The 22,859-nt window shown below is 52.2% G+C and carries 17 protein-coding genes; 3 read left to right on the top strand and 14 right to left on the bottom strand.

What is annotated here, in order from left to right:
- Positions 1–83 precede the first annotated feature (83 nt).
- Positions 84–2,384: an FdhF/YdeP family oxidoreductase gene (locus Q0X64_RS11785; RefSeq protein ID WP_297813226.1), complete on the bottom strand. Its 2,301-nt coding sequence runs from the start codon at positions 2,382–2,384 to the stop codon at positions 84–86.
- Positions 2,385–2,768: 384 nt separating this feature from the next.
- Between Q0X64_RS11785 and Q0X64_RS11780 the strand changes: the two genes are divergently transcribed.
- Entirely contained in the window at positions 2,769–3,290 is a 522-nt protein-coding gene (locus Q0X64_RS11780; protein WP_297813224.1) for a MarR family transcriptional regulator, read from the top strand.
- Complete coding sequence (locus tag Q0X64_RS11775) at positions 3,287–4,474, top strand: multidrug effflux MFS transporter (RefSeq protein WP_297813221.1); 1,188 nt, start codon at positions 3,287–3,289, stop codon at positions 4,472–4,474. The genes Q0X64_RS11780 and Q0X64_RS11775 overlap by 4 nt, the downstream gene beginning before the upstream one ends.
- A 7-nt stretch (positions 4,475–4,481) precedes the next feature.
- Here the strand turns inward: Q0X64_RS11775 and Q0X64_RS11770 are convergent, their stop codons facing one another.
- The 10 genes from Q0X64_RS11770 to rimP all read right to left on the bottom strand — a co-directional run bounded on the left by Q0X64_RS11770 (position 4,482) and on the right by rimP (position 17,904).
- A complete protein-coding gene (locus Q0X64_RS11770; protein WP_297813218.1) occupies positions 4,482–5,258 on the bottom strand; it encodes an ATP-binding protein in 777 nt (258 codons plus the stop codon).
- 71 nt (positions 5,259–5,329) lie between these two features.
- Positions 5,330–7,012: a POTRA domain-containing protein gene (locus Q0X64_RS11765; protein ID WP_297813217.1), complete on the bottom strand. Its 1,683-nt coding sequence runs from the start codon at positions 7,010–7,012 to the stop codon at positions 5,330–5,332.
- Positions 7,013–7,181: 169 nt separating this feature from the next.
- On the bottom strand, positions 7,182–8,819 hold the full coding sequence (locus tag Q0X64_RS11760) for a collagen-like triple helix repeat-containing protein (RefSeq protein WP_297813214.1): 1,638 nt from the start codon (positions 8,817–8,819) through the stop codon (positions 7,182–7,184).
- 263 nt (positions 8,820–9,082) lie between these two features.
- Entirely contained in the window at positions 9,083–11,173 is a 2,091-nt protein-coding gene (pnp, locus tag Q0X64_RS11755) for a polyribonucleotide nucleotidyltransferase (protein ID WP_297813211.1), read from the bottom strand.
- Positions 11,174–11,360: 187 nt separating this feature from the next.
- Positions 11,361–11,630 (bottom strand): 30S ribosomal protein S15, encoded by a 270-nt coding sequence (rpsO, locus tag Q0X64_RS11750; protein ID WP_297813208.1) that lies wholly within the window; start codon positions 11,628–11,630, stop codon positions 11,361–11,363.
- 134 nt (positions 11,631–11,764) lie between these two features.
- Positions 11,765–12,691, bottom strand: coding sequence for a tRNA pseudouridine(55) synthase TruB (gene truB / locus Q0X64_RS11745; RefSeq protein ID WP_297813205.1), 927 nt, complete (start codon positions 12,689–12,691; stop codon positions 11,765–11,767).
- A 15-nt stretch (positions 12,692–12,706) separates the two neighbouring features.
- The gene (rbfA, locus tag Q0X64_RS11740) at positions 12,707–13,084 is read right to left on the bottom strand and encodes a 30S ribosome-binding factor RbfA (protein WP_297813203.1); all 378 of its coding nucleotides are present in this window, start codon (positions 13,082–13,084) and stop codon (positions 12,707–12,709) included.
- Positions 13,084–15,867, bottom strand: coding sequence for a translation initiation factor IF-2 (infB, locus tag Q0X64_RS11735; RefSeq protein ID WP_297813200.1), 2,784 nt, complete (start codon positions 15,865–15,867; stop codon positions 13,084–13,086). The genes rbfA and infB overlap by 1 nt, the downstream gene beginning before the upstream one ends.
- 3 nt (positions 15,868–15,870) lie before the next feature.
- Positions 15,871–17,382: a transcription termination factor NusA gene (nusA, locus tag Q0X64_RS11730; protein WP_297813197.1), complete on the bottom strand. Its 1,512-nt coding sequence runs from the start codon at positions 17,380–17,382 to the stop codon at positions 15,871–15,873.
- Between the two features lie 75 nt (positions 17,383–17,457).
- Entirely contained in the window at positions 17,458–17,904 is a 447-nt protein-coding gene (gene rimP / locus Q0X64_RS11725; protein ID WP_297813194.1) for a ribosome maturation factor RimP, read from the bottom strand.
- 363 nt (positions 17,905–18,267) lie between these two features.
- On the opposite strand from rimP, the gene Q0X64_RS11720 reads away from it, so the two are divergent.
- Entirely contained in the window at positions 18,268–18,651 is a 384-nt protein-coding gene (locus tag Q0X64_RS11720) for a hypothetical protein (protein ID WP_297813191.1), read from the top strand.
- A 58-nt stretch (positions 18,652–18,709) separates the two neighbouring features.
- Here Q0X64_RS11720 and Q0X64_RS11715 read toward each other — a convergent pair whose 3' ends face one another.
- Genes Q0X64_RS11715 through Q0X64_RS11705 form a run of 3 tightly spaced genes read right to left on the bottom strand, consistent with a single transcriptional unit; the run spans position 18,710 to position 22,856 of the window.
- Complete coding sequence (locus Q0X64_RS11715) at positions 18,710–20,206, bottom strand: phosphomannomutase (protein WP_297813188.1); 1,497 nt, start codon at positions 20,204–20,206, stop codon at positions 18,710–18,712.
- Positions 20,207–20,237: 31 nt separating this feature from the next.
- Positions 20,238–21,638, bottom strand: coding sequence for a mannose-1-phosphate guanylyltransferase/mannose-6-phosphate isomerase (locus Q0X64_RS11710; RefSeq protein ID WP_297813185.1), 1,401 nt, complete (start codon positions 21,636–21,638; stop codon positions 20,238–20,240).
- Positions 21,639–21,689: 51 nt separating this feature from the next.
- The gene (locus Q0X64_RS11705; protein WP_297813183.1) at positions 21,690–22,856 is read right to left on the bottom strand and encodes a nucleotide sugar dehydrogenase; all 1,167 of its coding nucleotides are present in this window, start codon (positions 22,854–22,856) and stop codon (positions 21,690–21,692) included.
- Positions 22,857–22,859 lie beyond the last annotated feature (3 nt).

The following is a 22,859-nucleotide window of genomic DNA, read 5'->3' as shown; positions in this document are numbered from 1 at the left end:
TCAATCTGCTCTTTCAACGAAAAACGGTTTACCGACGATATCGGCAAACCGTGTATTTTCGCTGATCTTGGGTTGTTAAACAATCAGGCCGCGTTGGCCTCGCTGGCCGCTTCCAGTCTGATGGCAATAAATTTAGAGGTCGGGGTAAAGGTCTTGTCACCTACACTCTCCAACGGCACCAGTGGATTAGTTTCCGGATAATATGCCGCCGCCTGTCCCTGGGGGATATCGTAACTGAGCAGCGTAAATGCTTTCACGCGACGTTCTTTGCCATCGCCCCAGAGGGAGACCAGATCGACTTTCTGCTCGGGCTCAAAGCCGAGCTTGCGGATATCTTCTTCATTGGCAAAAATCACATCACGCATACCGTAAACACCGCGGTAACGGTCATTCATACTGTAAACCGTTGTGTTGTACTGATCATGGGAACGCATGGTCTGCAGGATTAAGTCCGGTTTGTCGCCGCGTGCCGTGATTTCCGGGTTAACCAGAGTCTCCGGCAAGGCATTGGCGCAGAAATTCGCTTTACCGCTGTCTGTGCCCCAGTAAAGGTCCGCGGCGTTATTGCCCAGATAAAAACCACCGGGCTGATCCACCTTGCTGTTGAAGTTACTGAAACCGGGGATGGTATCTGCGATCAGGTCACGAATGCGACTGTAATCTTCCACCAGCCAGTTCCACTCTACCGGGTGATTGCCCAGCGTCGCCTCGGCAATACCGGCAATAATCGCAGCTTCTGATTTAAGCAGCGGCGACACCGGCTTCATCTGACCGAAGGAGATATGCACCATGCTGAAAGTGTCTTCCACAGTAACGCCCTGCTTACCACCTTTCTGCATATCAAACTCAGTCCGTCCCAGACAGGGCAGAATCAACGCCTGCTTTCCGGTCACCAGATGACTGCGATTGAGCTTGGTGGAGATATGTACCGTCAGGTCACAGTTCTGCATGGCCGCATAAGTACGTGGCGTATCCGGCGCGGCCTGGACAAAATTACCGCCCAACCCGAAGAAGACTTTGGCCTCGCCCTGCTCCATGGCCGCAATCGCCTTGACTGCAGTGTGACCATGTTCGCGCGGGACTTTGAACTGGAAGCGATGTTCCAGCGCGTCCAGCAAAGAAGCCGGCGGTTGCTCATCAATACCCATGGTGCGGTCGCCCTGCACATTACTGTGGCCCCGTACCGGTGACAGGCCGGCACCCGGCTTGCCGATATTGCCGCGCAGCAGTTGCAGGTTGATGATTTCCTGTACTGTCGCTACTGAATGCAGATGCTGGGTAACGCCCATGGCCCAGCACATAATGACCCTGTCTGATTTACGGTACATACTGGCTGCCAGCTCGATATCCGTCAGGCTCAGGCCCGATTGCTGCTCAATATGATCCCAGCTGGTGTCATCAACGGCGGCCAGATAATCATCCAGACCGTCTGTGTGCTCGGCAATAAAGTCGCGGTCGAAAACTGCCGGTTTGTCCTGCGTCTGTGCTTCACGTTCCCACTGCAAAAGGAACTTGACCATACCGCGAATTGCCGCCATATCACCGCCCAGCGCCGGACGGAAATAAGCACTGGTGGTGGGCTCGGATTCGTTGGTGAGCATTTCCAGCGGGCTCTGAGGATGCTGAAAACGCTCCAGACCCCGTTCTTTAAGTGGATTAAAGCAGACTACCTGCGCACCACGTTTGACCGCTTCGCGCAAAGGTTCCAGCATGCGCGGGTGGTTGGTACCCGGATTCTGGCCCAGCACAAAAATGGCATCGGCTTCGGCAAAATCTTCAAAAGTGACGGTGCCTTTACCTACCCCGAGACTCTCGGTCATGCCGATACCACTGGCTTCGTGACACATATTGGAGCAGTCAGGGAAATTATTGGTGCCATAAGCACGCACGAATAGTTGGTACAAAAATGCCGCTTCGTTACTGGCACGGCCAGAGGTGTAGAATTCGGCCTGATCCGGTGATTGCAATTGATTCAGGTGTAGTGCCACCAAATCAAAAGCCTGCTGCCAGGTGACCACTTCATAATGATCGGTGTCTGGATTGTATTGCATCGGGTGGGTGATACGCCCCTGAGACTCCAGCCAGTAGTCATTTTTTTCCAGCAATTCGCTATTGCTGTGTTTGGCAAAGAATGTCGGATCGACGCGGCGGCTGGTCGCCTCCCAGTTTACTGCCTTGGCACCGTTTTCGCAGAACTTGATAAAGTGCTTTTCCGGGGTCTCGCCCCAAGCGCAACCGGGACAATCAAGACCATGATCCTGATTGGTTTTGAGCATGGCGCGAATGTTTTTAATTGCGTTCTTACTGCCCAACCAGTTACGGGTCACACTGACCAGGGCACCCCAGCCGGCGGCAGGTCCGTTATACGGCTTGTAATGACTCACAGGGTTCCTCTCCGAGACAAAGCAATACCATGACGTGCAAGCGTCGATTTCGTTTTTTCAAACAAAATCAGCGTTATTGCGCACCTTGCTATTCAATTTAAGTGAGATCAGAACGGCATGTTCTGCATGATGAAACAGACGGCGGACTTCGCCGGACTGCCATCCTTCTGATCATTGCGATCTACGCACATTATAGAAATCTGGCAGGCTGATTTCAATATGAATCTGCGTGCACATAACATTTCTCACACTGTTATGGGCGCTAATCAACCACCTTCTTTTATAAGGAGAATCAATTTTTTACAAATATTTATCTTTATGTAAAGATATTTTATATAAAGTAATTATTCCGACTTTGTTATTTGATTGAACAGCGCAGCTGCTATGACAAAAAAATCTCAAACAGAAGACGACATCGACGTGATTGCCAATCAGTGGCAGACAGTGGGCTTGTCGACCGACTTCAATAGCCTGCAAATCGTGGCGCGGGTGTTACGCATCAGTAAAGCACTGGAGACGAGACTGGCCGCACTGCATGCCCAGCATGATTTAAAAGCCGGTGAATTCGATGTGCTGGCGGCGCTGCGGCGCTGCGGAGAGCCGGCTCTGACGCCGTCGCAGTTGTATCAGGCTATGTTGCTCAGTTCCGGTGCCATGACCAGTCGTCTGGACAGACTGGAGAATAAACAGTTGATTGTCAGACAACACTGCAGTCAGGATCGGCGTAGCATCAAAGTGTCTTTAACGGACAAGGGGAAAAACCTCATTGATAGCGTTTACCCAGTGCACTTTGCCTTGATTCAATCACTGATGTCGGGGCTACCAGCCAGTGAAAAAAACCAGTTATCACAGTTACTCAAGACCTGCCTGTATCAGCTTGACTGCACAGAGGTCGACGCTGAATGAAAGATTCTGCTATCAGGCTGCGTTCGCTTATCCTGCTGCTGGCTTCCTTAACGGCGATGACGCCGTTGGCAATTGACGCTTACCTGCCGGCTATGCCGGAAATGTCAGCATTTTTTAACGTCAGTATCCACGACACAGAACTCTCGCTGAGTCTGTTTCTGGCAGGCTTTGCTGTAGGTCAGATCATTGGTGGCCCGTTTTCCGATCATTTCGGACGGCGAGCAGCAACCGGCAGTGGTATCAGCCTTTTTTGTCTGGGCACGCTGGGCATTATTTTCAGTCCCACCATGGAGTGGGTCTGGGTCTGCCGCATTGTTGAAGCCTTCGGCGGTGGGCTGGCCGTGGTCAATTCGGCGGCGGTGATTCGTGATTTAAGTAAAGGACAGGAAAGTGCCCGGCACTTGTCCAATATGGCCGTGATCATGATGCTGGCGCCCTTGCTGGCACCGTTGATTGGCATGCTGCTATTGCAGCTCAGTGGCTGGCGGCTGATCTTCGACTTTCTACTGGTCTATGGTTTGCTGATTGGCAGCACCCTGTTTTTCAAACTGCCTGAAACCCGGCACATAACCGAGCACCGCCCCAGCGCTTTGCGTCGCTACAAGATGGTGCTCAGTCATCGCTGTGCGGTGGGTTTTATCTTTTGTCAGTGTTTTGCCCTGGGCGGCATGTTTGCGTTTATCACCGGCTCGCCTGCCGTTTATATGGGCTATTTCGGACTCAGCGAGACCCTTTATCCCTTTGTGTTTGGTGCCAACGTGATTGCCATGATGTTGTTTAACCGCCTGAATTTAAGGCTGCTGCAACGTCATCGACCGCAAAATATTTTAAAAGTCGGTCAGGCCGGTCAACTGACTGCCGCGACACTCTTACTCACTTATATTGGCCTCAGCTCGGCGCCTTCACTGGTCGTGGTGATACCACTGGTGATTATTTACATCGGCATTATGGGGCTGATTGTGTCCAATGCGACTTCCAGCACGGTGGAGTATTTTCCCAGTAACAGTGCCACCGCCACGGCCCTGCTCGGCGCCGGCGGTTTTGCCACCGGGGCGGTGAGCGGTTCTCTAGTTGGTATGTTGGGCGACGGCACACCCTGGCCGATGACGCTGGTGATGTTTATCTGCGCCTTGCTGGCACCCGCGCTGCGGCGCTTGCTGCATTATCGGCAGGCAACGCTATAGGCGTCGACTAATCCGGCAGCCCGGCGCGGTAATATTGATAAAACTGCTTGGCGGTGCGGCCGCTGTGGCTGCCACGCCCCATGGCATAGAGCCGGGCCGCTTCATGCAGTTGCTGGGGATCAACATTGAGCCCGGCAAACAATGACTCGACAATCGCAAAGTAGTTATCCCAGTTGGCGGGGTAAAAAGACAGATTCAGCCCGAAACGATCCGACAGCGCCAGTTTGTCTTCCAGGCTGTCGGCATAGTGAACTTCGCCATCCACCAGGCCGCTGAGCTGATTCTCAGACTGTTTTTCCGGCAACAGGTGGCGGCGGTTGGAAGTGGCGTAGAGACGCACATGCTCAGGCGGTAGTTCCAGCCCGCCTTCCAGCAGGGTTTTTAAGGGCTTGTAACTGGACTCGCCTTCTTCAAATGACAAGTCATCACAGAAGATCACAAAGCGAAACTGCGGGTCGGCGTCTTCCAGCGAGTCGAGAATTTCAGGCAGATGATGTAGTTCATCCTTGTCGATCTGCACCATGCGCAGCCCCTGCTGGGCCTTTTCGTTCAGCACCGCTTTAATCAAGGAAGACTTGCCGGTGCCCCGGGCGCCCCACAACATCGCATGATTGCTGGGTTTGCCATTGATAAAGTGGCAGGTGTTATCAAGCAGCGCCTGCTTTTGCTTATCGATCCCCTTGAGTTCCTTGAGTCTTACCGGATCAAGTCGGGTCACGGGTTTTAATTTTCCGCTATGGCTGCGCCACACCGACGCATAAACCTGATGCCAATCTATCAGCATGCAGACCTCTTATTTTGACAAAACGCTAGCATAGCATTGAAGCACGCGCCGTATGCAGCCAACACGATTAATCAGAATTGCCAGCGGATCCTCAGGTTATAAACAGGACTTTTATCTTCTGTCTCAATATGGTCATCCCCCAGGGGCTTGGCGTATTCCAGGCCAAGGGTATAACTGTCAGTATCGGTGATATCCACACCCAAAGCCGCTGAAATCAGCTCCTGATCGCGGTCGCTGGCACGCAGTTTGGCGCGGGCCGTATCAATCACTAGGTAAGGCTCTATACGCTTGATGAAATCCATGGCTATGGGCTGCAGATACCGCAGCTCAATTTCAGCAGCCAGCCCCTTGTCACCCTGTGCCTGGCCATCGGCATAACCGCGGCCATAACGCGGGCCGCCATAGCGGATTTGTTCCGCGGAAGGCAATACATCATCGGACCAGAAAAGATTGAGTTTTGACTGAACCCGCCATTGGGATGACAGCATATAGCGCCAAAGCGCATCCAGTCTGACAAAATTGAAGTGGGTTGTTTCACTGCCCCGGCGGTTGCCATTGGCATCGATAATACTGTTTTTAGTATTACCAATATCGAGGCCCTGTTTAATACTGCCGGAGAGCCTGACAATCTGCCGACTGAATTGCCGGGTCCAGTTGGAGTAGACTTCCAGCGCTGAATAGCGCAGTGTCTTTTCGATTTCCACAGGTCGACCCAGGCCATCTATGCGGCGTAACTGATAGACGGCATCCTCATCAAGATAATGCAGCCTGCTACCCAGCCACCAGGCCGATTTTCTGGATAATTGCAGCGGGTACTCAATACCGGCCCGCAAAGTGTCACGCTGTTTGTTTTCCTGATAATCCAGCGGAATATCGGCAACAAAAATTTGATCGTCGCCTTCACTTTCAAAGTGATTGGCAGCCAAAGTCAGGCGCAGGCCATCCGTACCCAAATCCTGCTGATAATTGAGCGCATAATAAGCCTCGACCGAATCATTGGGCAATAAAGCCGTGGCAGTCAGACGGTCGCCGTGGGAAGTTAGTGAGTTGAGTCTGACCCCAGGCAACAGTTTCAGTTCTTCCTCTTTACTGTCGTCAAGGCCCATCGTGCCCTCAATCCACTCTGAACTTACGCTTTCCACCCTGATCGTCGTACCGCCACCATAGGTTTTCGGTTTCGGTACCCGCACTTTGAACCTGTAGCCGGGCGTTGCTTCAATCAACTTAAGATAACGTTCAAAAGTCGCTGTGGTTAATGGTTTTTCGGTTTGCATTCTGGCAGCGAGTTTTGCAACCCGCGCTTTGACATCCTCGTCTTCAATGACAATTTCCTGTCTGGCTATGTAGCCTTCAACCAAAACGATAGTTAACACACCATCAGAGGTATTCTGATCCGGCAACAGCGCAAATGACAGCGCATAGCCGGCTTCTTTGTAGCGGGTTGTGATGGCACGTAACACGGTGACAATCTCGCTTTTTGTCACATCACGGCCCAACAAAGGTTCCACCATCTTTGCCAATTGGTCTAATGAAAAAACACTCCCGCCCCGGAACTGCACTTCTTCAACCTTAATGGTCTTGACCTCGGGCGCGGTGCTCAGTGACTTTTCATCCGGTACAGTCACATCGGTCTGTTTTTTCGGTTCGCTGATTTGCTGCTCAGATTCATCAACGATAAATGGTGGCTCCACGGCCTGAGCGGCCAGTGGTATGAACAAACTGCAGCACAGGGCTGCGATTAGATTGTGTTGCATGAGCGACTTCATCTTCCATGAGTACAAAGCATAAAAAAGGGGTGAAGTGATGTTGCCATCACCCCACCCCCTGTTATTGACTAGAGTCCTGCAAAAACGGTGGTTGAATTAAATCTTGCTTCAACACTTTACAGACTCGTCATCCCTTACTTAAAACGTTGAGCAGGCTTTATAAAATGCCACCCAGTAGCGGGTCCAGCAGCCCGTCATCGACCTGATCCACCAGGCCAGCATCGCCGTTACCGTCACCACCAGTATTGAGCAGTCCACCGGTGACATCTTCTACTGTATCGGTGACACCACCCACCAGGTCATCGCCACCGGCAAGATTATTGACGGTATCAGTCAAACCACCAGTAAGGTCATCGCCGCCAGTGAGTCCGGTCACCGTGTCTGTGACACCACCGACCAGATCATCACCACCGGTCAGACCATCAACCGTGTCTGTGACGCCACCGACCAGATCATTGCCACCGGTCAGTCCATCAACCGTGTCCGTCACGCCACCGACAAGATCATTACCACCGGTCAGTCCATCAACCGTGTCCGTCACGCCACCGACAAGATCATTACCGCCGGTCAGTCCATCAACCGTGTCTGTGACTCCACCGACAAGATCATTACCGCCGGTCAGACCATCAACCGTGTCTGTGATGCCACCAACCAAATCATTACCACCAGTCAGGCTATCGACCGTGTCGGTTACTGTAGCAACGACGCCGTCAGTGCCGGCCAACGGTCCATTATCTCCTTCTGTCAGTCCGTCTACCGTGGCGGTAACTGTAGTCACCAGCCCATCGGTGCCTCCATCAACAAGACCGTCTTCTACTGATCCCACCAGAGGCAAGCCACCATCACCCAGCAGCCCGGCCAGGCTCAGCAATTCGCCTTCTCCCGACTCACTGACCGTCACAATACCGCCAGTGTTAACAACAAGCTGACCCACTCCTTCGACGACACCGCCGGCATCGGCGATCACCGCGTTATTTTCATCCTGAAGATCATTACCCAGCACCACTACCGCAGTACCCACTTCGGTCAGAATATCATTAGCTACCGGGCCAACCAGTAGCGCATCGCCTACACGCTGAGTGGTACCACCAATATTGCTTACCAGCGGTCGCACTACGCCGGTCAGTTCTGTTGTCAAACCACTGAGGTGGCCGTCTTCCTGGGTTAAGGAAACTGTCAGTGAATCGCCGGTTTGAGTCACAATGCCGCCCAAAGAATTGACCGTACCGCCCAGTTCTGTCACCAGACCTGTTGACTCATCCAGTTGTGCAAATACCGGTAAAGTATTGAGACTTTCTAAGGTCGTCCCCGTTGCAGAGACGGCTTGCCCGGCTTCAGCCACAGCGCCGGTCGCGCCAGCCAGGGTTGTGCCGATGGCATTATCATTGTCGCTCAGGGAGCCCAGTCCCTGACTTAAGCCATCACCAATACTGCCCACGGCTTCGCCGGTGTTGGTGATAATATCGCCGGTTCCGCTGGTCACCGCACCGGTATCGAGCAGGCTCAGTTGACTGACCGTACCGCCCAGCCCGCTGACGGCTGCCCCAGCGCGTGAGACAACATTGCCACCATCATCCGACAGAGCCTGAATGCCGGCACTCTGTGGTGAGGCACCACCGCCACCACCGGAATCGTTGCCCGGCCCATTACTTCCGCCGCCACCATCGACCATCTCACTGCCGCCGGAACCGCCGCTTTTAACCGACTTGCTGCTACTGCCACTGCAACCTGCCGACACAGAAATCGCTATGCCTAATGCGATCAATTGAACTAACTTGGTTTTTCCATTTTCCATTTCCCTGTCCTCTCTTCTTCGCTATTGGTCCACAAATACGAAGAATTCCATTGATAATAGCAATATCTGAAAAATATGAATCTGGTCAAGTTATTTTTGATTAATTTATTAATTATGAGAACTTAATCACATACTCACCGTTGACTCTGATATGTCCAAGGGTACCGTCAACCCCCAGTATTACCGGAGAAACGATTTTTTAGGCACAAAAAAGCCCCGACCAGTTGGACGGGGCTTTTTTCATTAAAAGTGATAATTAAAGTTTATTCTGCGGCTTCATTCACTGCTTTCATACTCAGGCGAATACGGCCCTGGCGATCGACTTCCAGAACTTTAACCTTAATCATATCGCCTTCAGACAGCTTGTCACCGACATTCTCAACGCGCTCTTCCGAAATTTGCGAGATATGCACCAGGCCATCTTTGCCCGGCAGAATGGTGACAAAGGCACCGAAGTCCATCAACTTGGCCACGCGACCTTCGTAGATTTTGCCGACTTCGACCTCAGCCGTAATGTCTTCCACCTGACGCAGCGCAGCCTGACCGGCATCATAGTCAGATGAGAAAATCATCACGGTACCGTCATCCTGAATATCGATTGTGGCACCGGTTTGTTCGGTGATAGCACGAATGGTGGCACCACCTTTACCAATGACGTCACGGATTTTATCGGCGTTGATCTTAACGGTGATAATCCGTGGTGCGAATTTCGACATTTCAGTGCGGTGGGTCGAGAGCACAGCATTCATCTTATCCAGAATATGCATACGACCGTCACGGGCCTGAGCCAGTGCCGTACGCATGATTTCTTCGTTGATGCCTTCGATCTTGATATCCATCTGCAGTGCGGTAACGCCTTTCTCGGTACCAGCGACTTTGAAGTCCATATCGCCCAGATGATCTTCATCACCGAGGATATCGGTCAAAACGGCGTAACCGTCATCTTCTTTAATCAGACCCATGGCGATACCGGCGACGGGCGCTTTCAGAGGCACACCGGCATCCATCAGTGCCAGACTGGTACCACAGACAGAAGCCATGGAGCTTGAGCCGTTTGATTCGGTAATTTCTGAAACCACACGTACTACGTATGGGAAGTCTTCTGCTGATGGCATGACCGCAGCGATACCGCGTTTGGCCAGTTTACCGTGGCCGATTTCACGACGTTTTGGTGAACCCACAAAACCGGTTTCACCAACACAGTATGGCGGGAAGTTGTAGTGCAGCATAAAGCGGTCACGATACTCACCTTCCACCGCGTCGATCATCTGTGCATCACGTTCGGCGCCCAGTGTGGCGACGACCATCGCCTGGGTTTCACCACGGGTGAATAAAGCAGAACCATGAACACGTGGCAAAGTCGAGGTTTCGACGAAGATAGGACGCACGCTGCTGGTATCACGACCATCAATACGTGGGTCACCAGCAATAATCTTGCCGCGAACCAGTTCTTTTTCCAGTTTGGAAAAGACGCCTTTGACATCATCTTCGGTCAGATCTGACTCTTCAGTGACCAAAGCCTCCACAGTAGCAGCACGGACAGCGCTGAGTTGTTCCAGACGCGCCAGTTTGTCGCTGATGGCATAAGCTTCTTTAATACCTTCAAACGCTTTGTCTTTGACAGTGTTGTACAGCGTTTCGTCTTTCTCGGGTGCCGTCCAGTCCCAGGCCGGTTTGCCAGCTTCCGCCTGCAGTTCTTTGACCAGGCCAATTGCAGTCTGAATCTGTTGATGGCCAAACATGACCGAACCCAGCATGACTTCTTCCGGCAGTTCAGAGGCTTCTGATTCCACCATCAGAACGGCGCTTTCAGTACCGGCAACCACCAAATCCAGATCACTGCTGTCCAGTTGTTCCTTGCTCGGGTTCAATACGTACTGACCATCAATGTAACCGACGCGGGCGCCGCCCAGCGGGCCGTTGAATGGAATACCTGAAATAGCCAGTGCTGCAGAGGCACCAATCATGGCAGGAATATCCGGATCCACCTGCGGGTCCAGCGCAACCACGGTGGCAATAACCTGTACTTCGTTAACAAAACCGTTAGGGAACAGCGGACGCAGCGGACGGTCAATCAGACGCGAAGTCAGCGTTTCTTTTTCGCTGGGGCGACCTTCACGCTTGAAGAAACCACCGGGGATTTTACCGGCTGAATAGGTCCGTTCCTGGTAGTTAACGGTTAAAGGAAAAAAATCCTGACCGGGGTTGACTTCTTTTTTACCAACCACAGTGACCAGCACCGAGGTTTCACCCAGGCTGGCAATAACGGCACCGCCTGCCTGACGGGCAACTTTTCCGGTTTCCAGACTTAACTGATGGTCACCGAACTGAACTGTCTTCTTTACTGAGTTCACGTTTTTTCCTTTATCTCTTCTTCTCTCTCAACCCCGAACCCGTTCCGAGGCTGGTTTGATATTTACAAACTGAATAAACGAATATGCCCCTGACACTGCAACAGCATCAGGGGCATATTTTAGTCACCAGGCCCGTTCCGATAGCTGGAACGGGCTTGTGTGCATATAATCGGTCACCAGACTCAACTTAGCGACGCAGGCCTAATTCAGCGATCAGGGCACGGTAACGTTCGATATCTGTATTACGCAGATAGTCGAGCATTTTACGGCGGCTGCTGACCATTTTCAGCAGACCCTGGCGCGAGTGGTGGTCATGTGAATTGCTCTTAAAATGGTCTGACAGGTTATTGATACGAGCAGTCAGCAGGGCAACCTGGACTTCGGCAGAACCGGTATCACCTTCAGAGCGAGCATGTTTACTGATGATTTCTTTCTTTTGCTGTGCAGAAATAGACATTGAAAACTCCAACTTTTTGCGGCTTTGAGCCAACAGTTAAATTCTGGACTGTTTCAGCGTTTTTTCACCAAAACAGCCAACCATCCAAGCGCTGCGAATTTTACCGACTTTATCCTGTTTAAACAAGAAACTTGTCAGGAAACCGCAGCAGCAAACAGGCGCTTAGGCTTGATAACCCCATCTGTAGTCATCTCACCCAGGCCCATAAACTTTTCATTTTGATCAAACAGGCGCACATTTGCGCGTTTAAACGGTAGCGTGCTCTGCACGTGCTGACCATAACTCAGGGTTTTGCTGGCCTTTTCATCCAGGTTCACTACTGGCCAGTCAGGCAAAGCATCTTCCGCTGCTTCCAGTTGTTCATCCAAAGCCGACAGGCCGTCCTCTTCACGCATGGCCGTCAACTGTTCCAGACTCACCGCGTCACTCAGTGAATAGCCTGCCACACCGGTGCGGCGCAGCATGGTCACGTGGCCACCAGTGCCTAGCTTAAGGCTGATATCTTCAACCAAAGTGCGGATATAGGTGCCTTTACTGCAACGCACTGATAAGGTAAAGCTGTCCGAGTTACAGTCAAGCAGGTCGATCTGGTAAATCGTGATGCGGCGCGACTTGCGCTCTACTTCAATGCCTTGGCGTGCCAGCTTATAGAGTGGCTGGCCCTGATGTTTCAGAGCTGAAAACATCGGCGGCACCTGGTCCTGCTCACCGATAAATGTGTTCAGGATGGCACTCAGATCGGCTTCATCAAAATCCGGTACCGGCTGCTCGCTGACCGTTTCACCATCAGCATCACCACTGTCGGTGGTCACGCCCAGTTTACAGGTCACTGCATATTCCTTGTCGGCTTCCAGCAGATAACCCGACAGTTTGGTCGCTTCCCCCAGACAGACTGGTAAAACCCCGCTGGCAAGCGGGTCCAGACTACCGGTATGGCCGGCCTTGCGTGCATCAAACAGGCGTTTAACCTGTTGCAGCACATGGTTGGAACTGTGACCGGTGGGTTTGTCGATAATGACAATCCCGGTGATATCACGGCCTTTTTTATTACGTCTTGCCATAACAGGAAATGTTGCTTAGTTTTCGTCGTCCTGACGCGGCGCATTGGCCTTGGCGATCAATTCGTCCATGCGGAAACCGTTTTCCAGGCTCTTATCATAGACAAACTGTAATTCAGGAATATTACGCAGTTTAACCCGACCTGCCAGTCCGCGGCGCAGGTAGCCAGCGGCGCTGTTGAGTCCCTGCAGACATTCATCCACATCCTGCTGGGACTCGAAACCGTTAAGACGGGTCACATACACTTTGGCGTATTTCAGATCAGCGGTGACATCAACATGCGAGACCGTCACCATGCCGATGCGTGGATCAGATATCTCACGCTGAAGCATCTGCGCCAGTTCTCGCATGACGACTTCGCCAAAGCGGTTTTTACGACTGAATTCTCTGGCCATTACAGCGTCGGTTTCACTTCAACCCGTTCGAAGACCTCGATCTGGTCACCCGGTTTGACGTCTTTGTAGTTTTTCACACCGATACCACATTCGACACCGGCATTGACTTCATTGACGTCATCCTTGAAGCGACGCAGCGATTCCAGTTCGCCTTCGTAGATGACAACATTGTCACGCAGCACGCGGATTGGGTTATTACGTTTAACCGTGCCTTCAACCACCAGACAGCCGGCGATATCACCGAACTTGGGCGAGCGGAATACATCGTCCACACGTGCCAGGCCAATGATTTCGTCTTTGAACACGGGCTCCAGCATGCCGGTCATTGCCTTAGTGACGACATCCATCAGATCATAAATGATGCTGAAATATTGAACATCGAGGCCTTTCTCGGCAATGACTCTGCGTGCCGCGTTATCGGCACGTACGTTAAAGCCGATGAGAATCGCATCAGAAGCAGCTGCCAATTGGGCATCAGTCTCATTGATACCACCGACACCGGAACCCACCACGCTGACCTTGACTTGTTCGGTCGACAACTTCTGGAGACCCTGACTGACCGCTTCGACGGAACCGTGTACATCACCCTTGATGACCACGTTAAGGGTTTTCACATCGCCCTCTTCCATCTTGTTGAACATTTCATCCAGCTTGGCCGCCTGTTGCTGAGCCATTTTCTGCTCACGTGCCCTAGTGTGACGGAAGTTGGCAATTTCACGGGCAGTTTTATCATCTGGCGCCGCTTGAAGTTCATCACCGGCAGCCGGCGTGCCTGACAGACCCAGGAGCTCTACCGGAGTAGACGGGCCTGCAGTATCAAGCTGCTCACCTTTTTCGTTGAACATGGCACGGACGCGGCCGTATTCCTGGCCCACCACCACGATATCGCCTTTGTTCAGCGTACCCTGTTGAACCAGCACGGTGACGACCGTACCACGGCCTTTATCCAGTCGGGCTTCAATCACTGTACCGTGAGCCGGGCCTTGTTCAGGTGCTCTCAGCTCCATGATTTCGGCTTGCAATGAGATAGCTTCGAGCAATTCTTCCACGCCATCACCGGTCAATGCCGATACTGGCACAAACTGTACGTCGCCACCCCAGTCTTCCGGGATTACTTCATGGTTAGCCAGTTCCTGTTTGACCCTGTCAGGGTTGGCATCTTCCTTATCCATCTTGTTGACAGCGACAATGACAATAGAGTCAGCCGCCTTGGCATGCTGAATTGCTTCGATGGTTTGTGGCATCACACCGTCATCAGCGGCAACCACCAGAATCACGATATCGGTGACCTTGGCACCACGCGAACGCATTTCGGTAAAGGCGGCGTGACCCGGTGTATCCAGAAATGCGATTTCACCGCGGCTGGTTTCCACCTTATAGGCGCCGATATGCTGGGTAATACCGCCGGCTTCACCGGTAGTGACCTTGGTACGGCGGATGTAATCCAGAAGCGAGGTTTTACCATGGTCAACGTGACCCATGACGGTCACAACCGGGGCACGAATAATCGCTTCACCCAGATCTTCATCGGAGACCTGCAAAGCTTCTTCCACTTTGTCTTCGCGAATCGGCTTGGCAACGTGACCCATTTCTTCGACCACAATCACGGCGGTGTCTTGATCCAGCACCTGATTGATGGTGGCCATGGTGCCCAGTCCCATCAGCGTTTTGAGCACTTCACCAGCCTTGACTGACATGCGCTGCGCCAGCTCGGAAACATTGATGGTTTCCGGCACACTGACTTCGCGGACAACCGGGGCTGTTGGCTTGGAAAAACCATGCTCCTGATCCTTGACCGCAACACGACCGGCTGCGGCACCTTTTTTCTTCTTACGGCGACCAGACTTACCTTCGCTGACGTGCAGTTCCTTACGCTCGAACTCGTCTTCTTCTTTACGGCGACCTCGACGACCTGCCTTGCCACGTTCATGCTTGGCTTCAGCGTCTTTGGTCTTGCGGGCAGCGGCTTTCTGTTCTTTAGCCTGCGCTTCAGCTGCAGCAGCTTTGGCTTCTTCGCGGGCTTTTTCCAGTGCTTCTTCTTCCTCACGGGCTTTGCGCTTGGCTTCCAGCGCTTTTTCCGCTTCGATACGAGCACGGTTAGCGGCGCGACGTTTGGCGTCAGCCTCTTCCATTTTCTTATGAGCCAGCTGTGAAGCGGACATTTGCGCTTCTTCCTGCTGTTCGGCTTTTTTGGCTTTGGCTTTCTCTGCCTTGGCTTCTTCGGCCAGCGCCTGCTGCTCTTCTGCCGCAGCGCGTTCAGCTTCTTCGTTGGCCTGGTTTTCTGCCTCTATGGCAGCAGCAACAGCCGCCGCTTCCTGTTCATCCAGTTGCTGCTTACGCTGTGTTTCTGCATCTTGCTTGCGCTTCGCCTCTTGCAAGCGCAGTTCTTCCTGACGCGCCACTTCCTGAGCGTGCTCTTCGGCGGCCTTGTTTTTCAACAGTTCCTCGGCCGCCGGATTGCTTTGTTGCTCACCACGTTTAACGTAAGTGCGTTTTTTTCTGACCTCAACGCTGACGCTCTTACCACCACGCGCTGCACCACCCAGCTTGATTTCGCTGACTGACCTGCGCTTGAGCGTGATTTTGCGCGGCGATGATGCCTCGCTATCAGACGATTTACCGTGGCGTTGCTGCAGAAACTTGAGCAAGGTTTGTTTCTGATCTTCAGTGATCAGATCATCAGGCTCTGAGACGTTAATCCCTGCTTCGTTCAGTTGTTCCACCAAGCGTTCAGCTGTGATTCCGACTGTGCCGGCCAGGTCTTTAACCCTCATGTCACTCATTGGTTACTCCCCTGCATCTGTTTTTTCATCAGCAAACCACGACTCTCTGGCTTTCATGATCAATGCAGCAGCTTGCTCTTCGTTCAAATCACCCATCTCAACCAGTTCATCGACAGCCAGTTCTGCAAGATCATCCAGTGTGGTCACACCCTTGCTGGACAGACTCAACGCCAGGTCTTTGGTCATACCGTCCATATCCAGCAGTTCCTGGGTCGGCTCTGCCGATTCCAGTTGTTCTTCGCTGGCAATGGCGCGGGTCAAGAGGACATCGCGGGCCCGTGAGCGAAGCTCGGCCACGATGTCTTCATCAAATTCTTCAATATCCAGCATTTCCTGTTCCGGCACGTAGGCCACTTCTTCCAGTGAAGAGAAACCTTCCTGAGCCAGGATCAGGGCGACGTCTTCATCGACATCCAGATCAGTCATAAAGGACTGGATCAGTTCGCCGATTTCGCTTTCGGCTTTCTGGTCGGCTTCGGAAGCCGACATCACATTCAGTTCCCAGCCGGTTAGCTGACTGGCCAGACGCACGTTCTGACCACTGCGGCCAATGGCCTGGGACAACTGGCCATCTTCAACGGCGATGTCCATGCTGTGGGCTTCTTCATCAACGACAATCGACAAGACTTCAGCCGGCGCCATGGCGTTGATGGCGAAGCGGGCCGGGTCTTCATCCCAGAGAATAATGTCAACACGTTCACCGGCCAGTTCATTGGTCACGGCCTGAACCCGGGAACCACGCATGCCCACACAGGCACCCACTGGGTCGATACGGGCTTCTTTGGCTTCTACCGCAATCTTGGCGCGCAGACCCGGGTCGCGGGCGGCACCTTTAATATCGATCATGCCATCGCTGATTTCCGGTACTTCCAGTGTGAACAGCTCAATCAGCAGTGCGGGTGCCACACGGCTGACAATCAATTGCGGGCCACGACCTTCAGGACGGATTTCCTTAAGATAGCCGCGAATCCGGTCACCGGCGCGGAAAGATTCACGCGGGATCATCTCTTCACGCGGCAGGAAGGCTTCGGCATTACCGCCCAGGTCCAGTGTCACATTACCGCGATCGACACGTTTAACGGTGCCATGAATCATCTGGCCCACTTTTTCACGGTATTGGTCAACGACCATCGCACGTTCGGCTTCGCGCACTTTCTGCACGATGACCTGCTTGGCCGTCTGTGCGGCGATGCGGCCGAACTCAACCGACTCCATCGGTTCGCGAATATAGCCACCGACTTCGGCTTCAGGATCTTTTTCTTTGGCGGCGTCCAAGAGGATTTGTGTTTCCTCCGACTCGAGGGCTTCTTCGTCTTCTACGATTAGCCACTGGCGGAAGGTTTCATAATCACCGGTCACGCGGTCAATTTTGATACTTGCGTCCAGGTTCATGTCATGGCGTTTGCGTGTCGCCATCGCCAGCGCCGCCTCAATCGCCTGAAAAATGACCTCTTTATCCACGCCCTTTTCATTGGACATGGCATCGACCACCAATAAAATTTCTTTGTTGTTCATCACGCCCCCAGTGGATTACGCTGCAAGCTAACCCAACCCAGTTATCTGTTATTAACCGACAATAATACGCCTTTTTCAGGCTTCGAGTCTTGCCTTGCCTAACTTCGACAAAGGCAGCTCATAGACTTCACCATCAACCTCAATCAGGATGTCACCGTTATCAAAGCCCTGAAGCACGCCTTTAAAATTGCGTCTGCCATTCACCGGCAGCTTCATGCTGATTTTGGCTTCGGCGCCAGCAAAGCGCTCAAAATCCCGGGCCTTGAATAACGGCCTGTCAAAGCCTGGCGATGAGACTTCCAGCAGGTAAGCACTGCGAACCGGCTCTTCTACATCAAGAATGCCGCTGACCTGGTGACTAACCCGCTCACAATCTTCAATAGTGATGCCTTGTTCAGCGTCAATATAGATACGCAGGATGGCATCGGGGCCCCCCTGAATATACTCGACACCCACCAGCTCGTAGCCGAGAGTTTCGATTGATGCCTCAATTAATTGTTCAACCTGATCAACAATGGCCATTTTTGCCTCATCGCACTTGCCAGTGCGAATCAATTCTCCAGAAAAACAAAAACCCCATATAGGGGCCCGGAATTTAAAAAATTGTCATGCGGCGACAGTGCCTGCCCCGCTCTGCAACAAGCAATCATCGGGCTGTTCATTTCACAAGCGCCGTTGACTGCTTTCCAGAAAGCACAGAATAGTAACAAAACCAGCGCCTAACAGCAACTAAATCCACTATCAAAAGCCTTTGTCACTTGCACCGATCGGCAAAGTCGCAACAGGAATAACACACCCTGCTAAAAGGGAGCCCTTCCTTTTGAATTCAAGAACCCGATTTCAGCAAAATAGTCGGACTGTTATACACCGATTAAAGGAGAACCAATGAAACGCTTTCTGATCATGTTCATTGCCATATTTATGCCTATGGCAGCTCAGCTTACGTTTGCTGCCGACAGTGGCGATGCAGCGGAGTTTGTTGAGTTCGCCATTTTGCCTGACGAAGACACCAGCAGTGACTGTACCCAGCGTGGCGGTATGCGTGTGTTTGTGATCAACGCCCATCCGGATGCCATTATTGACCTGCAAATTGATCGCTATTTCTCGGATGTCCGCCAGGCCGGACGTTCGATGTTTGCCCTGGCGGCAGGACATCGTCAGCCGCTGGGATGCAACACGGTGATGGACAGTGAGCAGCGCTGGGAGCTAATGAACGCTGAGTTCATCACGCGTGAGCAGGGACAAGCTCGTTACGGCGTGATTTACTAATCACCCTTCTACGCCTTCAACTCTTGCTCAGGAAAGCGCCGCCGCCCGGCGTATTCCTCTATCCGGGCTGGCGATTCCATGTCGCCATTTGCTCCATACAACGCTGATTGATTGCTCTTGCCGAAGCAGAAGAACTCGACTCCGTGTAACAACGCAACTCAGGCGCATTGCCAGAAGGTCTCAGGTGGATTACATCCTCGTTGTCGAAAGTGACTCTGACCCCATCAGTATTATCAATCAATACCGGCTTTGAATCAGAAGGAAAGGCTTGCTGGATGTTGAGACTGTCAGTGTGCCAGTCACCAGTGGTAAATTGCGCCAGCCTGGACTGGCTGAGTTCCGTTGGGAACTGCTTGAGCCTGTCACTGTAGGTGTAGCGTGAGGGTAAGGTTTCTACCAACTGTGAGACGGGCAACTGGTGTTCAAATGCTGACAACATCACTGACAAGGCCACGATAACCGCATCCCGAGTTGGAAGCGGCGACAGGACTCTATCATCACGATGAATACGGGTCAGTTGCAGAAAACCACCATTGGCCTCATAGCCCACGATATTGGCATGGGGAACATCCCGGTGTGCCTGCTGCATCGCTGCAATAACATAAGGTGAGCCGATTTTTGTTCGCCCCACCCTAGAAAATAAATGGCTTTTTTCCACAGCGCTGTTACAGCTGACGGGTGTCATCACGATATCGGCTTGCAAGTAGGCTGCACATAAAATGCCGACAATATCGCCTCGCAGCCACTGGCCTTTTTCATCACTGACAAGGGGTCTGTCACCATCGCCATCAGTCGATACGATACAGTCAAAATCATATTGTTCTGCCCACTGCAAAGCGGCTGCGGTATCTTCAGGCCGGATGGCTTCGGTGTCGACTGAAACAAACGTCTCGGAGCGCCCCAGTATGGTCACCCTTGCCCCCAGCTTTTGCAAAATGGTGGCAAACACCTCTCTGGAGACCGATGAATGTTGATAAAGACCGATATGCCTGCCTTGAAGACAAAGCTCAGGGAAAAAGTCGAGATAGCGGTTTACATACAGTTCATGGGCAGCATCAGACACCGGCGGCAGTTCATGCAACTCCATCAAATATCCATGCTGATCAAATAAGCTATCATCAAGCTCAACCCGCTGTTGTCTTATCCCTTGCTCATCCTGCTTCAGGATCTCCCCTGCCACAGTATTAAACTTGATGCCATTACGGTCATCGGGAATATGGCTGCCAGTCACCATGATGGTGGGCATTTGATGAGCAATGCCATATAGCGCTATGGCCGGGGAAGGGATACAGCCAAAATAAACAGGTATCCCCCCCCTCATTGTGCAGGCAGCGGCTACCGCTTTGATGATTCGCGGGGAACTGCTTCTCAGATCGCCTGCAATACCGATCTTATCGCCTCTGGCTAGCTGCCCTTCTTGCTCCAGGTACTGAATAAATGCCGCCACATAAGCGACACAGACCTTATCGGTCATATCCGTCACCTGCCCCCGGACACCACTGGTGCCGAAAAGCACACCACTTTGATTCATCAATTCATCAATACTGATATTCATACCATCCTCTTAAATTGAGGTTTACGCCTGCCTAGTCACGGTGATAGTTGTCATCGAAGCGGATAATGTCATCCTCCCCGAGGTAGCTTCCTGACTGCACTTCAATAATCTCCAGCGGGATTTGCCCGGGATTATGCAAACGATGTTTCTTCCCCAGCGGAATATAGGTAGATTCATTTTCGGTCAACAGCGTGACCTCGTCATCGCAGATTACCTGCGCCGTACCACTGACCACAATCCAGTGTTCCGCACGGTGGTGGTGCATTTGCAATGACAGCGAGGCGCCGGGTTTGACATTGATACGTTTGACCTGGAAACGGTCACCGTTATCAATGGAATCATAAAAGCCCCAGGGCCGGTAACACAGCCGATGGTTCTCAGCTTCGGGGCGGCCGGATTGATTCAGCTCCGCCACGATCTTTTTGACATCCTGAGTTTTGTCTTTACTGGCGACCATCACCGCATCAGTGGTTTCCACTACGACCACATTTTCCAGCCCCAACACTGACACCAGCCGGTCTTCGCTGTGGATATAAGAGTTGGAGACATCATCCAGCATGACATCACCATAGATGACGTTATTATCCTGGCTGGGCCCGGCACACTCCCACAGGGACGACCAGGAGCCGACATCATTCCAGCCGGCATCGAGTGGTACCACCACTGCTTTATCGGTTTTTTCCATCACGGCGTAGTCGATGGAAATGGCCTCGCTTTTTGCAAAGCCCAGCTCATCCAGACGAATAAAATCAAGGTCTGGTTGCGCATTATCCAATGCCTCGCGGCAGGCACTGAGCAAGTCTGGCGAATAAATCTCAAGCTCTGACAGCAAAGTCGAAGCTTTAAACATAAACATGCCGCTGTTCCAGTAATAATTGCCTGAGCTGACATATTGCTCGGCCGTTGGCAGATCAGGCTTTTCAACAAAAGCTTTAACGCGACTGATAATGCCTTTTTCATTCGCTTCGATATAACCGTAACCGGTATTCGCATTGGTCGGCACAATGCCGAATGTGACCAGCGATCCTTTTTCAGCCTGTTCTCTGGCCTGCGCGATGGCCGTCTGAAAGGCAGACACATCAGCAATGACATGATCCGCAGCCAAAATCAGTAATAGCGGATCATCGCCGTCACGCATGGCCTGCAATGCGGCGGTAGCCATTGCAGGCGCTGTATCTCTGGCCACCGGTTCCAGCAGGATGGTGGGCGACGCCAGCTTCAGCTCCTGTAACTGTTCCGCCACCATAAAACGATGCTCATTGCTGCAGACAATAGTGGGCGGCTCAAGATCAGGGACACCGTCCAGACGCATCAGCGTTTGCTGAAACATGGTGTTGTCGCCAAACAGAGACAAAAATTGCTTGGGCTTATGCTTGCGGGACAGTGGCCATAAACGCGTCCCACTTCCTCCTGACATGACTACTGGAATCATTGGATTCTCCTCGTTAATTCAGCAACATTAAATTCTGGGTTGAGATTAGAGTTAGTCACTACCGAACAAGTCGCGGGTATAGACTTTGTCAGCGACATCCCGGATCTCGTCGACCATGCGGTTGGCGATGATGACGCTGCTTCTGGCCTTGAACTCATCAAAATCGCGAATCACTTCCGAATTGAAAAAGCTGTCCTCTTCCAGCACTGGCTCGTAGATGATGATCTCTACCCCTTTGGCCTTGATTCTTTTCATGATACCCTGCACCGATGAGGCCCTGAAGTTATCGGAGCCGGATTTCATAATCAGGCGGTAAATACCGACGACGCGGGGTTTTAACTTCAGAATACTGGCCGCCACATGATCTTTACGGGTGGTGTTGGCATCAACGATGGCATTGATAATGTTATTGGGCACGTCCCTGTAATTAGCCAGAAGCTGCTTGGTATCCTTGGGCAGACAGTAGCCGCCATAGCCAAAAGAGGGGTTGTTGTAATGATTGCCAATACGCGGATCCAGACAGACCCCGTTGATAATCTGCCGGCTGTCGATCCCGTGGATTTCGGCATAGCTGTCCAGTTCGTTGAAGTAAGCGACCCGCATCGCCAGGTAGGTATTGGAAAACAGTTTGACCGCCTCAGCTTCCGTCGCCTGCGTAAACAGCACCGGAATATCGGCTTTGGCTGCGCCCTGCACCAGTTTGTCAGCAAAGGTTCTGGCTCTGGGAGAATCTTCGCCCAGGATGATGCGCGATGGATAAAGGTTGTCATACAAGGCTTTGCCTTCACGCAAAAACTCAGGCGAAAAAATAATGTTGTTGCAACCCAGGCTGTGTTTAATATTTTCGGTATAACCCACCGGTACTGTGGACTTGATGATCATCACCGCTGAAGGGTTAATGGCCCTTACGTCCTCTATCACCGCTTCCACCGAGCTGGTGTTAAAAAAGTTGGTCTCAGGGTCGTAGTCGGTCGGCGTCGCGATCACCACATAATCGGCATTTTGATACGCCTCCTGTTTATCCAGTGTCGCTGTCAGATTCAGTGTTTTATGGGCAAGAAAATCTTCGATTTCAGCATCGGCAATCGGTGACTTTCCGGCATTTATCAGTGCCACTTTCTCGGCGACAAGATCCAAGGCCACAACCTCATTGTGCTGGGCCAGTAAAACGGCATTGGAAAGTCCCACATAACCTGTACCTGCTATCGCTATTTTCATAAA

It is taken from the genome of uncultured Methylophaga sp., assembly GCF_947259025.1.
In the GTDB taxonomy this organism is placed as follows: domain Bacteria; phylum Pseudomonadota; class Gammaproteobacteria; order Nitrosococcales; family Methylophagaceae; genus Methylophaga.
The sequence above is the reverse complement of the archived record's forward strand: the minus strand, read 5'-3'. Positions and strand labels throughout refer to the sequence as shown.